The following is a 15436-nucleotide window of genomic DNA, read 5'->3' on the forward strand; positions in this document are numbered from 1 at the left end:
GGAGGTACCCGGATCCAGGGGGTTCCATGGCGGAGGGAGCGGCGGCGCGACCGCCGCACGCCTGCCGCGCCCGCACCGATCAGGCGCGGAGCCGCCGGGCCCTGGACGGGCAGGCCGGGGCGCGGGGCGCCGCCGCGAACGGCGCGCTCCGGACCGTCCGCCCCGTGATCGGGGAGTCGTGGCGGCGCTGCCGGGCGGCGGGGGTGGACACCCGCCTGCGGGCCGCGCCGGTCGTGTACGACGGGCGGACGGTCGCCGATCTGCGCGCCGCGCATCCGCTGGAGCCGCATCTGGACACGCTGCGTGCCGTCCTCGATCCGGTCGAGCATCTCGTCGTCATCACCGACGCGGCCGGGCACGCGCTGTGGCGGGACGGGCCGTCCGCCGCGCTGCGCGAGGCCGACCGGATCGGCCTGCTGGAGGGCGCGTGCTGGGCGGAGGGCTCGGTCGGGACGAACGGCATCGGCACCACGCTCGCCACCGGACGCCCCCAGTTCGTGTACTCGACCGAGCACCTGGCGCTGGCGCTGCACCGCTGGTCCGGGGCGGGCGCGCCGGTCGCCGACCCGGACACCGGCGACATCGTGGGCTGCGTGGACGTCGCCGCGACCGCGCGCGGGCTGCATCCGGCGGCCGCGGCGCTGGTCGCGGCGGCGGCGCGGCTCGCCGAGGCGCGGCTCGAACTGGACGTCGCGCGCCGCGACGAGCGCCTCCGCGACCGGTACGGACGGCACGCGGGCAAGGCGGAGATCCTGCTGACCTCGACGGGGCGCGTCCTCGCGGGCGGGCCGCCCGCCTGGCGCGGACGCCGCCTGAGCGCGGCCAAGCCGTCACCCGGCGACACGGTCACCCTTCCGGACGGGCGGCCCGCGCTCGCCGAACCGCTCGGCGAGGTGTTCCTGCTGCGTCCGCAACCCGCCGGTGCCACCGGGGGATTCGCGGGAACGCAGCGGGGCGCGCCGCCGTCGCTGACCCTGAGTCTGCTCGGCGCGGCCCGTCCCTATGCGCGGCTGGACGCCCGGAGGCTGCCGCTGTCGCTGCGGCACGCGGAGATCCTCGCGCTGCTGGCGATGCATCCGGACGGGCTGAGCGGGGACCGCCTGACCGCGTGCCTCTACGGCGACGAGGGCAGCCCGGTGACCGTCCGCGCGGAGATCCACCGGCTGCGCGACCGGCTCGGCGGGATGGTCCGCGCCAAGCCGTACCGGATCGGCTGCCCGGTCGAGGCGGACTTCCTGGTCGTCCGGCGGCTGCTGGACGAGGGCGACGTCGGGACCGCCGCGCGGCTCTTCCAGGGCGAGCTGCTGCCCGCGTCCGACTCGCCGGCGATCCGCGCCGAACGCGACGAGCTGACCGGACGCATCCGGCGCCAGCTTCTCGACCACGACCACGCCGAGGCCCTGTGGCGGTTCGCCCAGACCGATCCGGGCCGCGCCGATCTCGAGGTGCACGAGCGGCTCGTCCAGATCCTTCCGCCGGACGATCCGCGCCGCATCACCGCCGCCGCACGCTGCTATCCGTCCTGACCGCAACGGGATGCGGTCTGCACCGGAAGGTCAGGAGGCGGCGGACATCTCCGACAGGTGCTCCACGTCGTTGTAGACGACGGGGGTCAGGCGGTCGCCGCCGCCGCGCCAGCGGGTCATGGAGGCGTTGGCGACCGGGTTCTTCTCGATCTCCAGCACCTCCTGCTCGGTGAGGTTCTCGACCAGGTAGCGGGTGGTCACCACGATCGCGTCGTGCGCGACGACGAGGACGCGCTCGCCCGCCGCGTCCACCGAGAGGTCGCGGTAGAACGAGCGCAGCCGCAGCGCCAGGTCGGCCCAGGACTCCCCGGCGGGCGGCCGGTAGTAGAACTTGCCGAGCTTCAGCTTGCGCGCGTACTCGTCGGGGTACCGGCGGCGGATGCCCGCGCCGGTGAGCCCCTCCAGGATGCCCTGGTCCCGGTCGCGGAGCCGCTCGTCGATCTGGACGGGCAGGTCGAACGGCGTCTCGTCGAGCGCGATGCGGGCGGTGTCGAGCGCGCGCCGGAACGGCGACGAGTACACCAGCGTGGGCCGCTCGTCGGCGGGCCGGCCGGCGAGCCAGCGGCCGAGGTTCGCGGCCTGGGCGCGGCCGAGATCGGACAGCGGGACGTCGGCGTCGCGCTCGCTGACGCCGGTCTCCTCCGCGCCGCGCTCGTACGCGACACGCCACGCGACGTTCGCGGTGCTCTCGCCGTGACGGGTCAGGTTCAGCCACTCCAGCGCCTTCACAGCCGACATGATCCCACGTCCGCGCGACCGTCCTCGACCTAACCTTTGCCCACCGGCGCCCGACCAGCCCGATGCGACATCCGCCTGGCGCCCGCCCGAACCGGCCCGGCGTTCCGCCTGCCGCGGCACCGGGCTCCGTGCGACTTCATCGGACGGGTGGGGGGCGGCTCGCCCGGGCGGTGGTTCGCCGAGGCGTTGTTCTACAGCGCGTAGTACCCTTGTGGTCCTATGACCGACGCCCTCTCCACCGCGATCATCGTGGTGTCGCTGACCGCCGCCGCGTACAGCCTGTGGAGCACCTGGCGGAACCGGGCGATGGGCGTGCCGCACCTGGTCGTCCTCGGGGTGGTCGAGGTGCTGCTCATCACCCAGGCGGTGGTCGGGTTCGTGAAGCTGTCGGGCGGCGAGGGGCCGCACGGCCCGGCGACGTTCGTCGGCTACCTGCTGGCGATCCTGCTGATCCCGCCCGCGGGCGCGGGCTGGGGACTGCTGGAGCGGTCGCGGTACGGGCCCGGCGTGATCGTCGTGGCCTGCCTGGCCGTCGCCGTCATGATCGTCCGCATGCACCAGATCTGGACGGGGACCAATGCCTGAGGGTTCGGGAGCGACCACGCGCAGCGGGCCCGGGCGGCTGCTCGTCGCCGTCTACGCGCTGTTCGCGCTGGCGGCGGGCGCGCGCGCCGGGGTTCAGATCGGCACGAAGTTCTCCGAGGCGCCCGTCGCCTACCTGCTGTCCGCGGTCGCCGCGGTCATCTATGTCCTCGCGACGGTGGCGCTGGCGCTCGGCGGGCGGACGTCGCGGCGGGTCGCCGTCGCCGCGTGCTCGGTGGAACTGCTCGGGGTGCTCGTCGTCGGGACGCTCAGCCTCGTCGACACCTCCGCCTTCCCGGACGCGACCGTGTGGTCCGGCTTCGGGCGCGGCTATGGGTTCGTCCCGCTCGTCCTGCCGGTCATCGGGCTCGTCTGGCTGTGGCGCACCGCCCGGACGGACGGCGCCGCCGAAGCGGGCGTCCGCGCCGATTCCGGTGCCGCCGATGCGTCCGGGGACGCGCCCCACACCGCCTGATCCGCCTCGTCCGACACCGCCCGATCCGCCTCGCTCCACAGCGCCGGACTCGTCTCGCGGGCCGACCCCGCGTCCGTCCGGATCGGTGTCGGTGTCGGGGGCGGTGGCGGGGGCGGGAATGTAGGCGGTGCGCGGAGCGGCCCGGCCCGGGAGGTCATCCGGGTCGAATCGGCCGCCCCGCGCACCGCGAACCCCCTCCCCGGGGTCCTCGCCGGAGTCGCTCGGACGGGGTCCGGCGGCGTCCGGAGGGCGGTGGCTCACCCGCGCCTCACGCGGCGGTCATCGTGCGGCGGCCGACGGGCAACGCGTGGACGGTGGCGCGGGCGAGCGTCTCCACCTGCTCGGGGGAGTAGTCGGCGGTGGGGTTGCGACGGATGTAGCGGAGCATCCGGAGCGGCGTTGCGAACACGACGCCGTCGGCCTCGAAGGGGGAGCGGGCGAGGCGTCCGCCGTGCACGATCAGCAGCGGCCGGACGGTGACCTTCTCACCGGTCTCCTCGGTGAGCAGCCGCGCGACCGTCTCGGCGGAGCCGGTCAGCGTCGCCATCAGCTTGGACTGGGTGCGGCCGTCCACGAACAGCCTGCCGCCGTAGGGGGCGATCTCGGTGTCGGGATGCCACGCCTCGTTGTGGATCAGCCAGATGCCGCCCGGCCCGACGAGGATCTCGTCGGCCTGCTCGTGGCCCGGGACGGTCCGCGCGTGCAGCACACGGTGGCCGCGCCGTTCCAGGGTGTGCCGGAGCAGCCGGTCGGTGCGGTCCTCGCCGCGCAGCCCGCGCCGCCACACGCTGGAGGCGTTGTAGCCGCGCCAGTGGAAGTAGAAGTCCAGAACTGTCACCAGGACGGCCATCATGATTCCGAACACGGCGTTCACGAGGGCTCCGCACAGAATGAGCGTCAGCACGGCGAATATGACGCGGTTGCGCAAGCGGGTCTTTCGTCCGCGTTCCCACAGCTCCGCGTACACGGCCTGTGGCGTCCCGCCGGTGAACGCCTTCCGGTCCCGAAGATAGATGGAGCTACCGCCCATAGCCCGTTCCCTCCCCACGCACAACACCTGGTGACGACCCTGATTATGGAGATACCCGCGTCATTGCGACAGCCCTTCATCGGGTGAGGGAAGTGAGGCGGGCGGGCTACGGAACTGCAAGAGATATTGCTTCCGGGGACTTCTGCCGCAGGTTCTCCGGCGCGCTCTTGACCTTGGGTTTAGAACGTTCTACGCAGGAATGGCGAAATGCTCGGTGCAACTATCGCCGCAAGGCTCGGATCCGGTTTCGCGGGTGTGAGCTTGCTCATAGTCGGCGTACGGTGCCCGGTTCGCGGCGCTCCGTAGGGCCCGCCAGACTGGACGGATGCACGACGACCGCCGCGCCGCCCTCGCCGGACTGCCCGTCCGGCACGTCCTCCCCGACCTCCTCCGGGCGCTGGACGACCGGGGCCTCGCCGTGCTCGCCGCTCCGCCCGGCACCGGCAAGACGACCTACGTGCCGCTCGCCCTCGCGGACGCTCCGGCGGCGGCCGGACGGGTGGTCGTCCTCGAACCGCGCCGCCTGGCCGCGCGGGCCGCCGCGCGGCGCATGGCCTGGCTGCTCGGCGAGAAGGTGGGCGGACGCGTCGGCGTGACGATCAGGGGCGAGCGGCGGCCGGGCTCGGCGGTCGAGGTCCTGACGACCGGCGTGCTGCTCCAGTGGCTGCAGGACGATCCCGAACTGGACGGCGTCGGCACGGTCATCCTGGACGAATGCCATGAACGCCACCTGGACGCGGATACGGCGCTCGCGTTCCTGCTGGACGTCCGCGCGACGCTCCGCCCCGACCTGCGGATCGTCGCCGCGTCCGCGACGGCCGACACCGGCCCCTGGGCGGAGCTGCTCGGCCGCGAGGACGGCGTGCCCGCGCCCGTCGTGGAGGCGAAGGCCGTGCTGCATCCCGTCGAGGTGGTGTGGGCGCCGCCGGAGCGTCCCGTCCGGCCGCCGCACGGGACGCGCGTCGATCCGGCGCTGCTCGCGCACGTCGCCGGGACCGTCCGGCGGGCCTTGGCCGAACGGGACGGGGACGTGCTCTGCTTCCTGCCGGGCGTCGGCGAGATCGCGCGGGTCGCCGGGATGCTCGGCGATGCGGGCGCGGACGTCCTCCAGGTGCACGGGCAGGCCCCGGCCGCCGTGCAGGACGCCGTGCTCGCCCCGCCGGACGGGCGGCGGCGCGTCGTCCTGGCGACCTCGGTGGCCGAGTCGAGCCTGACCGTGCCCGGCGTGCGGATCGTGGTGGACGCCGGCCTGGCGCGCGAGCCGCGCACCGACCACGCGCGCGGGCTCGGCGCGCTGACCACCGTCCGGGTCTCGCGCGCCGCCGCCGACCAGCGGGCGGGGCGCGCGGGCCGCGAGGCGCCCGGCACGGTCTACCGGTGCTGGACGCAGGCCGAGCACGACCGGCTGGCGGCCCGTCCGCGCCCGGAGATCGAGCTCGCCGACCTCACCGCGTTCGCGTTGCAGGCGGCCTGCTGGGGCGACCCGTCCGCGGCCGGGCTGGCGCTGCTCGACCCGCCGCCCGAGGCGGCGCTCGCGGCGGCCCGCGCGACCCTCGCCGCGCTCGGCGCGACCGACGCCGACGGCCACGTGACCGACCGGGGGCAGCGCCTGGCGGGCCTCGGCGTCCATCCGCGCCTCGCCCGGGCGCTGCTGGACGGCGCGTCCGCCGTCGGCTCGCGCACGGCCGCGCAGGTCGTCGCGCTGCTGTCCGAGCCACCGCCGCCGGGTGCGCCCGACGACCTGACGGGCGTCTGGCGGCGGCTCCGCCGCGAGGGACCGCCCGCCGACGCCCACGCGGCGCGGTGGCGCGACGAGTTCCGCCGGCTCGAACGGGCCGTCCGTCCGCCGGAGCCCGTCCCGCCGCCCGTCCGCGCTCCGCGCGCTCGCGGCGGGGACGGCGTCGATCACGCCCGGTCCGGAGCGCCCGGCGACGACGCGGCCGCCGGGCTCGTCGTGGCGCTGGCGTTCCCGGAGCGCGTGGCCCGGCGGCGCGGCGGCGGATACCTGATGGCGTCGGGGACCGGGGCGGAGCTCTCGGACGGGTCCGCGCTGGCCGGGGCGCGCGCCGAGTGGCTCGCGGTCGCCGTCGCGGACCGGCCCGCCGGCGCGGCGTCGGCGCGGGTGCGGCAGGCCGTCGTGATCGACGAGGACACCGCCCGGCGCGCGGCCGCGCCGATGCTCCGGTCCGGTGAGGAGGTGGCCTGGCGGGACGGGGACGTCGTCGCGCGGCAGGTCGAGCGGCTCGGCGCGATCGAGATGGCGGCGCGTCCGCTGCGGAACGCCGACTCGCGGCTCGTGCGCGAGGCGCTGCTGGACGGTCTGCGCGCCGAGGGACTCGCCCTGCTCAGGTGGAGCGACGCGGCGGTGGCGCTCCGCGAGCGGCTCGCGTTCCTCCATCGCGAGCTGGGCGAACCGTGGCCCGCCATGGACGACGCCGCGCTGGTCGAGCAGGCCGGGAACTGGCTCGACGCGTCGGGCGCGCGGCGGCGCGCCGACCTGGCGAAGATCGACGTGGCGGCGGCGCTGCGCGGGCTGCTGCCCTGGGAGTGCGCCGCGCGGCTGGACGAGCTGGCGCCCGAGCGGGTCGAGGTGCCGTCCGGTTCGCGGGTGCGCGTGGACTACTCGGGTGATCATCCCGTCCTGGCCGTCAAGCTCCAGGAGCTGTTCGGATGGGACGCCACGCCGCGCGTCGCGGGCGGGCGCGTCCCGCTCGTCGTGCACCTGCTGTCGCCGGCCGGACGGCCCGCCGCCGTGACGTCCGACCTGTCCTCGTTCTGGCGCGAGGGTTACCGCGCCGTCCGGGCCGAGCTGCGCGGACGCTACCCGCGCCACCCCTGGCCGGACGACCCGACTCAGGCCACCGCGACCCGCCGCACGAACCCGCGCCGCTGACCCCGCTGCCCCGACGCCGCCTCGCCGTCGACTCCGCTGCCTCGCCGCCGACGCGGGCGGTCAGGTGCGGCGGGCGGCGATGAGCGCCTCGATGCCGTCCAGGATGAGGGCCAGGCCGAACTCGAAGGCGTACTCGGGGCCGACGGGCGAGCCGTACGCCTCGCCCGCCGCCGAGCCCACGCGGGAGCCGAGGGGGTAGCGGGAGAGGTCGACCTGCTTCTCCAGGAACGGCGCGGTCGCCTCCCACCACTCCAGGTCGGTCATCCCCGTGCGGCGTTCGGCCTGCGCGCGGTTCACCGAGGTGCGCGCCGCGCTCTCGGCGAGGCCGTTGATCAGGGCGATGGCCGAGTCCATCTCCACGTCGGTGAGGCCGAGGCCCTCGACGGTGTTCAGCTCGTGCTCGTACTTGCCGAGCAGGTTCGGCCCGAGCGGTGGACGGCCGGTCGCGACCTGGAGCAGCCAGGGGTGCGCGTGGTAGATCCGCCAGTTCTCGCGCGCGACGTGCGAGACGCGCTCGCGCCAGCCGGACGGCTCGTCGCCGGGCGGGACGATCTCGCCCATCGCGCGGTCGAGCATGGCGTCGAGCAGTTCGGCCTTGCCCGGCACGTAGGTGTAGATCGACATGGGGGAGACGCCGAGGTCCTCGGCGATGCGGCGGATCGACACCGCCTCCAGCCCGTCCGCGTCGGCGATCTCGATGGCCCGGTCGACGATCTGCTCGGGCGTCAGCTTCGGGCGCGGCCCGCGCCGCGGCCGTTCCCGCACTCCCCAGAGCAGCTCCAGGCTGCGGCGCGGATCGCCGGCGCCGGTGTACTCGGTCGTCACGCCCACCATCCTCGCAGACCCGTCAAAAAACTTTGTACAGCGTACGGAAAACTATGGCAGACTCAACCTTGTACGTCGTACAGAGTTAGGGGTGCCCATGAGATCAGTGGTGGTCGCCGAGGGGCTGCGCAAGCGCTTCGGCGCGACCGTCGCGCTGGACGGGCTGGATCTCGCCGTCCGCGCCGGGACCGTGCACGGCCTGCTCGGACCGAACGGCGCGGGCAAGTCGACGACCGTGCGGATCCTCGCCACGCTCGCCCGCCCGGACGGCGGGCGGGCCGAGGTCGCGGGGCACGACGCGGTCCGCGAACCGGGCCGGGTCCGCGCCCGGATCGGCCTGGTCGGCCAGCACACCGCCGTGGACGAGGTGCTGTCCGGACGCCGCAACCTGGTGATGTTCGGGCGGCTCGCGCACCTGTCCCGGCGCGCCGCCCGCCGCCGCGCGGACGAGCTGCTCGAAACGTTCGGTCTGGCGGACGCCGCCGACCGCCCCGCCGGAACCTACTCCGGCGGGATGCGCCGCCGCCTCGACCTGGCCGCCGGGATGCTGCTCGCCCCGGACGTCCTGTTCCTGGACGAGCCGACCACCGGCCTCGACCCGCGTTCCCGCGCCGAGGTGTGGACGGCGGTGCGCGAGCTCGCGGACGGCGGCACGACCGTGCTGCTCACCACGCAGTACCTGGAGGAGGCCGACCGGCTCGCGGACGCCGTCTCGGTGATCGACCGCGGCCGGGTCGTGGCGTCCGGGACGCCGGAGGGCCTGAAGGCCGAGTTCGGCGGCGACCGCCTGGACGTGGTGATCGCCGATCCCGGCGACCTCGCCGCCGCGTCCGCCGCGCTGGAGCGCGTCACCGGCGTCCCGCCCGAGGCCGACGCGGACGCGCTGCGGCTGTCCGCGCCGGTCGCCGACCGGGTGGGCGCGCTCGCCGGGGTGCTGCGCGCCCTGGACGACGTGCACGTCACCGTCGCCGACATCGGCCTGCGCCGGCCGACCCTCGACGAGGTGTTCCTGCGCCTCACCGACCGTTCCGAGCAGCCCGAGGAGGCCCTGCGATGACCGCCGCGACCGTCCGCTGGACCGTGCTGGACACCTGGACGATGACCGTCCGGGAGCTGGAGCGCCGGGTGCGCAGGCCGGGCGCGCTGATCGCCGCGCTCGCCTTCCCGGTGATGCTCGTGCTGATGATGGGCTACCTGTTCGGCGGCCAGATGGACGCGCCGGGCGGGAACTACCGCGAGTTCATCATGCCGGGGATGTTCGCGCTGACCATGGCGTTCGGCCTGGAGGGCACGTTCACAGCGATCGCGGCGGACGCCTCGCGCGGCATCACCGACCGGTTCCGCGCGCTGCCGCTGTCGGCGTCCGCGCCGGTCGCCGGGCGGTGCCTGGCCGACCTGGTGGACGCGGCGCTCGCGCTGGCCGTCATGGCGGTCTGCGGCCTGGCGGTCGGCTGGCGCTGGCACGACGGGGCCGGCCGGGCGCTGGCCGGGTTCGGGCTGCTGCTCCTGCTGCGCGCGTCGCTGGTGTGGGCGGGCGTCTGGCTGGGCCTGCTCGCGAAGGGGCCGGAGTCGGTGATGGTGATCCAGGTGCTGGTCTGGCCGGTCGGGTTCCTGTCGAGCGCGCTGGTCGACCCGTCCACGATGCCGGGCTGGCTGGGAGCGATCGCCGAGTGGAACCCGCTGTCGGCGACGGTCACCGCGTGCCGCGACCTGTTCGGCCAGCCGGGCTGGGAGTCGCACTCCTGGCCCGGACGGCACGCGCTCGCGCTGGCCCTCGCCTGGCCGCTGGTGATCACCGCGGTGACGGCTCCGCTGGCCGTCCGCCGCTACCGCCGCCTCAGCTAGGGGGGAGCGCAGGCCGCTAGGGCAGGAGCGAGGCCCGGTGCCGGGCCAGGGCGAGCGCGGGGTAGCAGTCGTCCGGGATCGCCTGCGCGCCGCTGAGCGCGGTGCGCAGGCGTTCGCCCACGGCGGCGGGCGAGAACGGCTGGACGGTGCAGAGCTCGGCCTGCATGGCCTGGCGCGCGGCGTTCATCAGCGCCGGGACGTCCCCGACCGGGACGATCTCGCCCGGCGCGTCGCCGTAGCTCAGCCGCACGGCCACCGCGTGCAGGTCGCGGCCGTCCGGGTAGCGGAACTCGCAGACCAGCCGGTCGCCGTCGAGCGGGCCCTCCTGGATGAGCCAGACCTGGCCGGGCGTGACCGCGCCGAGGTCGGCGGCCCAGGACGGCTCGCCGGCGCGCACAGCCCCCGCCGCCTTCGCGGCGATCTTCCGGACCTCGGCCGGGCCGATCGCGGCGAGGCCGCGCAGGAACGTCCGCGCGCCGGGGGTGCCCGCCGCCCGCAGCGAGGTGACCAGGTCGCCGAGCGCGGCGCGGCGGCCCTCGGCGTGCGGGGCCGCGGCCTCCAGCGTGCCGAGCTGCGCCGACACCCACACCTCGGCGGGCAGGGCGCCGGGCAGCGCGGGCAGCTCGCCGGACGCCCGCACGAACACCTCGTACACCTCGCGCAGGGCGGGCAGCAGCAGTCGGGGTCCCTGGACGGGTCGGGTCGCGCTCACGGCCCCAGCGTACGGTCCGGACGGTACCGGTCGGTAACCAGTGGTCCGGGTCGATGATCGCGCTCTGGACGGCGTTCGAGAGCGGCAGGCGGCGCGGGCCTCAGGCGGGCAGGCTGAGCAGCGGTCTCCGGTCGGGCGTCCGCACCTCGAACCGGACGATCTCGGGCGGGTAGAGGCCGGTCGCGCCGGTCAGCGTGACCGCGTCCCTCCCGGACGGGCCGCCGTACCCGCCGGTCGGCACCGACCAGCCCGCGACCGGGTGCGCGACGCCCGACCGGTCCACGGCGACCAGGTCGCATTCGAGCGGGCCGGGGGAGCGGGTGAGGCGCAGCGCCACGCGGCTGCCCCAGTCCTTCGGCTCCAGCGCGACCGTCCCGGCGACCCCGGACGACGGGTCGGACGCCGTCAGCGACCGGCCGTGCGCCAGCAGCGCGGCGGCAGCCTCCCCGGAGGACCCGGGCGAAGCGTGCCGGTCGCCGATGGTGACGCCCGTCCCGACCGCCCCGGCCAGCAGGACGATCCCGGCCGCGATGCCTGTGAGTACCGCGGTCCGCTGCCGCCGCCGAGCCCGGCCGACGCGCCGCCGCAGGAGACTGACGACGGTCGCGTCCGGCTCCTCGGCGGGCTCGCCGTCGATGATCAGTTCCGGTGGGAGGCCGTCCAGCGCCTCGGCGACGCCGCGCAGCGCGCCGAGCTCGTCCCGGCAGCGGGGACAGCCCGCCAGGTGCGCCTCGAAACCGCGCCGGTCGGGCCCGTCCAGCAGGCCGAGCGCGTACGCGCCGATCTCGACGTGCGGCCCGAGCGCGTCCAGGGCGTCCCGGGCGTCCCGGGGTAGGGCCTCGCGGCTGGTCACGGTGTCACTCCCCGCTCGTCCAGCGCGACGCGCAGGGCGCGCAGGGCGTAGTAGACACGGGACTTGACCGTCCCGACCGGAATGCCGAGCACCTCGGCGGCCTCGTTGACCGAGCGGTCGCGGAAGAACGTTTCGGTCAGCACCTCGCGGTGCGCGGCGGACAGCGCGCCCAGCGCCTCGGACAGGACGACCGAGCGGAGCATGTCGTCCAGGCCGTCCGGGCCGCGGAGCTGGGCGAGCGGGCCCTCGCCCGCCTCGCGCGGGCGCGCGTTGCGGCGGCGCTGGTCGTCGATGACGATCCGGCGCGCGACGGTGGCCAGCCACGGCAGCAGCGAGGCGGCGTTCTCGTCGAGCTGGCCCGCGCTGCGCCAGGCGCGGATCATCGTCTCCTGGACGACGTCCTCGGCCCAGTGCCGGTCGCCGCCGGTCAGCCGCAGCACCAGCGACAGCAGCGGGCGGCCGTAGACGCGGTACAGCTCGGTGACGATCACCTGGTCGTCCACCGCGCCGTCCGGGCCGCCCGCGCGGAACCAGCTCCACGGCCCCGGCCCGGCGGCCCGTCCGCCCGCCGCGTGCGCGGGCCCCGGACGCCTCCGGCCCGGGACCGGCTGGTGCCCCGGTGCGGGCTGGTCGGCGGCGACCGGCTGGTGCCTCGGGGCGGGCTGGCGGCGGGTGGCGCGGTGGGCGGCGCCTCGGTCGCGGGGGACGGCGCTGGGACTTCGGTGGGCCATCGGCTTCTCCGGGCAGGACGCGGAAGGCGGACCGCCGGCGCGGACGCGGCCGGAAGAGGCCCGCGAGGCGCCGGGGACGGACGGGGATGACGCGTCGGCAGGCAGTACGCCGCGGGGCGCGGGGCGGGTTCAAACCGGCCCGGATACTTACCGGTGAGATAGGTCATGCTTACCTGCGGGCTCGGACCGGCCCGTCGATCCGTCCTATCCGCCGACGACGGCATCACAAGGGATCGGAGGCGCCACGCACCCCCCACGTCACAGCGCTCCTCCATCGACGGCGACACTCACTCCAGCGTGGAGCGGCTGTGGGCGAACGCCCCACGCGCTCGGAGGAACGAAGGCGGGATGGGCGTGAACCTGGAGGAAGACCTGGTCTACCGGCTGCTGCTCGCCGTGGACATCCAGGGCTACAGCAGGCTGACCGCGCGGCAGCAGCTCGCCGCGCAGCACGACCTGGCGGCCGTGCTCGACCGGGCGGCGGCGGCCGCGGGGCTGCGCCGCGCCGACTGGATCGAGCAGGTCGGCGGGGACGGCGAGCTCGCGACGCTCCCGGCGGGCACCGCCCCGGCCGCGGTCGCGGGCGACTTCGTGCTCGGCTTCGACGCCGCGCTGCGGGACGTGAACGCGGCCCGCGACGCCGGCGGGCGCGCCGGCGCCCCGCGCGGCTGGCGGCTGCGGGTGCGGCTCGCGCTGCACCACGGCACGCTGACGCCCGGCCCGTTCGGGCCCGCGGGGGACGCCCCGGTCGCGGTGCAGCGGCTGCTCGACTCGGCCGCGCTGCGCCGCCTGCTGGACGACCCGCGCCGCGACCTGGCCGTCGTGGTGTCGGACGCGATGTTCGCCGACGTGGTCCGCTCGGGCTTCTGCGCGCTGCCCGCGGCGGCGTTCGAGCCGGTCCGGATCACCGCCAAGGGCGCGGTGTTCCGCGGCCACCTGCTCACCCGGCCGCCGGAGGCGGGCCGCATCCGGCCGGTCCGGGAACGTCCGGTCCGCGCGGCCGAGGGCGACCCGCCCGTCCGGCTGTCGGACCTGACCTTCCTGACCGGGGTCGGGGCGCGCGGCGACGACCTCAACTGACCGCCGGGCCGGAACGCGGGACCCGCCCCGCGCCGGGAAGCGCGGGGCGGGCTTCCGGGTTGTTCCGGACAAGGTCAGGATGGGACGAGGCCGAACGACGACGACGGAGGCACGCCATGGCGGACGAGAAGGGACTGCGCGAGCTGCTCGCGCAGCGCAAGCTGGGCGTCCTGGTGACGATCAAGAAGGACGGGCGCCCCCAGCTCTCCAACATCAACTACCACTACGACGCGGAGCGCGACCTGATCCGGATCTCGGTCACCGACGGCCGGGCCAAGACCCGCAACCTGCGCCGCGACCCGCGCGCGAGCCTGCACGTGAGCAGCTCGGACGGCTGGTCCTGGACGGTCGCGGAGGGCACGGCCGAGCTGTCCGACGTCGCCGCCGGCGAGCACGACGCCGCCGTCGAGGAGCTGGTCGACCTGTACCGCGCCGTCCAGGGCGAGCACCCGGACTGGGACGACTACCGCCGCGCGATGGTCCGCGACCACCGCCTCGTCGTCCGCATCCCGGTGGACCGCGTCTACGGCCGGCCCCTCTCCTGACCTCCGGCCCGCCGGACGCCGTCAGGGGAGGAGAGCGGCCAGGACCCGGCTGTCGCCGCGCTGCCAGACCGTGCCGACCTCGCGGAAGCCCGCGTCGGTGAGGACGCGCACGTGGGTGGAGAGCAGGTGCGACTCCGAGCCGTGGTGGGCGGCGGCCGAGTCGTCGCGCTCGGATTTCAGGGGGCCGAGGTCCGGGTCGAGGGCGGCGGCGTCCCACCAGTCGGACCAGTCCTCGGGGGGCGTGTCGCCGAACCGGCGGGTCCGCTCGCGCTCCTGGAGCGCGCGGTCCAGCCGCGCGAGGCCGGGGGCGCGGTCGGCCACGCCGAAGTTGTCGCCGTTCAGGAAGAGGCCGCCCGGGCGCAGCACGGTCGCCAGCTCGCCGTAGGTGACGGCCAGCTCGTCCTCGGTGATCCAGTGCAGGGCCGTGGTGCTGACGGCCGCGTCGGCCGGACGGTCCAGGCCGAGCGCGCGCGTCCAGCCGGGGACGCGCAGGTCGGCGTCCACGAACCGCAGGTTCGGCCGGGACGCGTGGACGGACCGGCCGAGGGTGAGCAGCAGCGGGTCGGTGTCCACGCCGACGACGGTGGCGTCCGGCAGCCGGTCGAGCAGGCGGGCGGCGAGCGAGCCGGGGCCGCAGCCGAGGTCCAGCACCAGGGGGTCGGGGCGGCCCGCCGCCTCGACGGCGTCGATGAGGGCGGTGAAGCGCTCCTCGCGGTCCGGCAGGTAACCCTCCTGCTGGCGATCCCAGCGGGTGATCCAGCGGTCGGCGACGGTCGGGGCGAGCGTGCTCATGAACCCTCCTGTAACTGCCGTGTAGGCTTTTGCTGGTCACATCGTGCCCCGAGAGAATGTAACTGGTCAAGTGGATTTCAACAGTCACTCGGATCGGGTGGTCACCGCCGCCGTCGAGCTGGTCAACGCCCTGACCCCCGGCGAGCGCCGAGGCCGCCCCTACCAGCCGCCGTCCGACCCGGAGGAGCGCGCCGCCCTCGCGCGAGCCGTGTGGGACGGCGAGAGCGACCACACCGTCTTCACCGACGCCGAGCTGGACGAGCTCGCGGACGTCGCGCTCCGCCTGCGCGAGGTCTTCGAGGCGGTCGCGCGCGGCGACATCGACGGCGCGGCCGAGCGCGTCAACCGGATGCTGGAGGACACTGCCGCCCGCCCGCGCCTCGCCCGGCACGACGGCGAGCCCTGGCACCTGCACTTCCACAGCGCGGACGGCGGCGTGAGCGCCGAGTGGGGCGGGCCGTGCGCCACCGGCCTCGCGGTCGTGCTCGGCGGTGAGCTGTACGACCGGCTCGGCGTGTGCACCGCGCCCGGATGCGACCGCGTCTACGTGGACACCTCGCGCAACGGCACCCGCCGCTACTGCTCGACCGCCTGCCAGAACCGGGTGAAGACCGCCGCCTTCCGCGCCCGCGCCCACAACTGACGCCTCCCGCGCCCGCAACCGACGGCTCCCGCACCCGCAACCGACGGGGCTTGCGCTCACGACCGACGGCACTTGCGTCCCGGCGGGATGAGGATTTTCCGCCGCGGGGGAGGTTCCTTGGCCGTCCGTAACCGGCCAGCTCCTCTGCGCACGTTCCGGCCGCCGG

The 15436-nt window shown here is 75.7% G+C and carries 16 protein-coding genes; 9 read left to right on the forward strand and 7 right to left on the reverse strand.

All coding sequences use genetic code 11. The annotated features are described in order from the left end of the window. Positions 1–26: 26 nt before the first annotated feature. Positions 27–1526 (forward strand): helix-turn-helix domain-containing protein, encoded by a 1500-nt coding sequence (locus ACFPCY_RS21680; protein ID WP_378257876.1) that lies wholly within the window; start codon positions 27–29, stop codon positions 1524–1526. Positions 1527–1556: 30 nt separating this feature from the next. On the opposite strand, the gene ACFPCY_RS21685 is transcribed toward ACFPCY_RS21680, so the two are convergent. Beyond that, on the reverse strand, positions 1557–2264 hold the full coding sequence (locus tag ACFPCY_RS21685; RefSeq protein WP_378257878.1) for a histidine phosphatase family protein: 708 nt from the start codon (positions 2262–2264) through the stop codon (positions 1557–1559). 219 nt (positions 2265–2483) lie between these two features. On the opposite strand from ACFPCY_RS21685, the gene ACFPCY_RS21690 reads away from it, so the two are divergent. Continuing rightward, positions 2484–2849 carry a hypothetical protein gene (locus ACFPCY_RS21690; RefSeq protein ID WP_378257879.1) on the forward strand — a complete coding sequence of 122 codons (366 nt, stop codon included), beginning with the start codon at positions 2484–2486 and terminating at the stop codon, positions 2847–2849. Continuing rightward, a complete protein-coding gene (locus ACFPCY_RS21695) occupies positions 2842–3321 on the forward strand; it encodes a hypothetical protein (RefSeq protein WP_378257881.1) in 480 nt (159 codons plus the stop codon). The genes ACFPCY_RS21690 and ACFPCY_RS21695 overlap by 8 nt, the downstream gene beginning before the upstream one ends. A 268-nt stretch (positions 3322–3589) precedes the next feature. Here the strand turns inward: ACFPCY_RS21695 and ACFPCY_RS21700 are convergent, their stop codons facing one another. After that, positions 3590–4351 carry a nuclease-related domain-containing protein gene (locus ACFPCY_RS21700; RefSeq protein ID WP_378257883.1) on the reverse strand — a complete coding sequence of 254 codons (762 nt, stop codon included), beginning with the start codon at positions 4349–4351 and terminating at the stop codon, positions 3590–3592. Positions 4352–4676: 325 nt separating this feature from the next. On the opposite strand from ACFPCY_RS21700, the gene hrpB reads away from it, so the two are divergent. Further along, positions 4677–7244: an ATP-dependent helicase HrpB gene (hrpB, locus tag ACFPCY_RS21705; protein ID WP_378257886.1), complete on the forward strand. Its 2568-nt coding sequence runs from the start codon at positions 4677–4679 to the stop codon at positions 7242–7244. A 60-nt stretch (positions 7245–7304) separates the two neighbouring features. Here hrpB and ACFPCY_RS21710 read toward each other — a convergent pair whose 3' ends face one another. Next, the gene (locus tag ACFPCY_RS21710; protein ID WP_378257888.1) at positions 7305–8069 is read right to left on the reverse strand and encodes a TetR/AcrR family transcriptional regulator; all 765 of its coding nucleotides are present in this window, start codon (positions 8067–8069) and stop codon (positions 7305–7307) included. A 97-nt stretch (positions 8070–8166) separates the two neighbouring features. Between ACFPCY_RS21710 and ACFPCY_RS21715 the strand changes: the two genes are divergently transcribed. Both ACFPCY_RS21715 and ACFPCY_RS21720 read left to right on the forward strand, forming a co-directional pair. Further along, positions 8167–9126 carry an ATP-binding cassette domain-containing protein gene (locus ACFPCY_RS21715; RefSeq protein ID WP_378257890.1) on the forward strand — a complete coding sequence of 320 codons (960 nt, stop codon included), beginning with the start codon at positions 8167–8169 and terminating at the stop codon, positions 9124–9126. Then, on the forward strand, positions 9123–9914 hold the full coding sequence (locus ACFPCY_RS21720; protein ID WP_378257892.1) for an ABC transporter permease: 792 nt from the start codon (positions 9123–9125) through the stop codon (positions 9912–9914). Before ACFPCY_RS21715 ends, ACFPCY_RS21720 begins: the two co-directional genes overlap by 4 nt. Positions 9915–9930: 16 nt before the next feature. Here ACFPCY_RS21720 and ACFPCY_RS21725 read toward each other — a convergent pair whose 3' ends face one another. The 3 genes from ACFPCY_RS21725 to ACFPCY_RS21735 all read right to left on the reverse strand — a co-directional run bounded on the left by ACFPCY_RS21725 (position 9931) and on the right by ACFPCY_RS21735 (position 12210). Next, positions 9931–10626, reverse strand: a complete 696-nt coding sequence (locus ACFPCY_RS21725) for a hypothetical protein (protein WP_378257894.1) — start codon at positions 10624–10626, stop codon at positions 9931–9933. A 100-nt stretch (positions 10627–10726) separates the two neighbouring features. Next, positions 10727–11479, reverse strand: coding sequence for an anti-sigma factor family protein (locus ACFPCY_RS21730; protein ID WP_378257895.1), 753 nt, complete (start codon positions 11477–11479; stop codon positions 10727–10729). Further along, complete coding sequence (locus ACFPCY_RS21735) at positions 11476–12210, reverse strand: sigma-70 family RNA polymerase sigma factor (protein ID WP_465251230.1); 735 nt, start codon at positions 12208–12210, stop codon at positions 11476–11478. Before ACFPCY_RS21735 ends, ACFPCY_RS21730 begins: the two co-directional genes overlap by 4 nt. Before the next feature lie 354 nt (positions 12211–12564). Between ACFPCY_RS21735 and ACFPCY_RS21740 the strand changes: the two genes are divergently transcribed. Both ACFPCY_RS21740 and ACFPCY_RS21745 read left to right on the forward strand, forming a co-directional pair. Next, a complete protein-coding gene (locus ACFPCY_RS21740; protein ID WP_378257897.1) occupies positions 12565–13290 on the forward strand; it encodes a hypothetical protein in 726 nt (241 codons plus the stop codon). A 116-nt stretch (positions 13291–13406) separates the two neighbouring features. Continuing rightward, positions 13407–13835, forward strand: a complete 429-nt coding sequence (locus ACFPCY_RS21745; RefSeq protein ID WP_378257899.1) for a PPOX class F420-dependent oxidoreductase — start codon at positions 13407–13409, stop codon at positions 13833–13835. Positions 13836–13856: 21 nt separating this feature from the next. Here the strand turns inward: ACFPCY_RS21745 and ACFPCY_RS21750 are convergent, their stop codons facing one another. After that, positions 13857–14627: a class I SAM-dependent methyltransferase gene (locus ACFPCY_RS21750; RefSeq protein WP_378257901.1), complete on the reverse strand. Its 771-nt coding sequence runs from the start codon at positions 14625–14627 to the stop codon at positions 13857–13859. Between the two features lie 70 nt (positions 14628–14697). Between ACFPCY_RS21750 and ACFPCY_RS21755 the strand changes: the two genes are divergently transcribed. Then, a complete protein-coding gene (locus tag ACFPCY_RS21755; RefSeq protein WP_378257902.1) occupies positions 14698–15270 on the forward strand; it encodes a CGNR zinc finger domain-containing protein in 573 nt (190 codons plus the stop codon). Positions 15271–15436 lie beyond the last annotated feature (166 nt).

Source organism: Actinomadura gamaensis (assembly GCF_042652125.1).
GTDB lineage: Bacteria > Actinomycetota > Actinomycetes > Streptosporangiales > Streptosporangiaceae > Spirillospora > Spirillospora gamaensis.

Excerpts from the sequence above, each read along its gene's own strand:
- ACFPCY_RS21715 (WP_378257890.1), top strand. The coding sequence starts at position 8,167 with ATGAGATCAGTGGTGGTCGCCGAGGGGCTGCGCAAGCGCTTCGGCGCG.
- ACFPCY_RS21750 (WP_378257901.1), bottom strand. The coding sequence starts at position 14,627 with ATGAGCACGCTCGCCCCGACCGTCGCCGACCGCTGGATCACCCGCTGG.
- ACFPCY_RS21720 (WP_378257892.1), top strand. The coding sequence starts at position 9,123 with ATGACCGCCGCGACCGTCCGCTGGACCGTGCTGGACACCTGGACGATG.
- ACFPCY_RS21680 (WP_378257876.1), top strand. The coding sequence starts at position 27 with ATGGCGGAGGGAGCGGCGGCGCGACCGCCGCACGCCTGCCGCGCCCGC.
- ACFPCY_RS21700 (WP_378257883.1), bottom strand. The coding sequence starts at position 4,351 with ATGGGCGGTAGCTCCATCTATCTTCGGGACCGGAAGGCGTTCACCGGC.
- ACFPCY_RS21695 (WP_378257881.1), top strand. The coding sequence starts at position 2,842 with ATGCCTGAGGGTTCGGGAGCGACCACGCGCAGCGGGCCCGGGCGGCTG.
- ACFPCY_RS21690 (WP_378257879.1), top strand. The coding sequence starts at position 2,484 with ATGACCGACGCCCTCTCCACCGCGATCATCGTGGTGTCGCTGACCGCC.
- ACFPCY_RS21685 (WP_378257878.1), bottom strand. The coding sequence starts at position 2,264 with ATGTCGGCTGTGAAGGCGCTGGAGTGGCTGAACCTGACCCGTCACGGC.
- hrpB (WP_378257886.1), top strand. The coding sequence starts at position 4,677 with ATGCACGACGACCGCCGCGCCGCCCTCGCCGGACTGCCCGTCCGGCAC.
- ACFPCY_RS21745 (WP_378257899.1), top strand. The coding sequence starts at position 13,407 with ATGGCGGACGAGAAGGGACTGCGCGAGCTGCTCGCGCAGCGCAAGCTG.
- ACFPCY_RS21735 (WP_465251230.1), bottom strand. The coding sequence starts at position 12,210 with ATGGCCCACCGAAGTCCCAGCGCCGTCCCCCGCGACCGAGGCGCCGCC.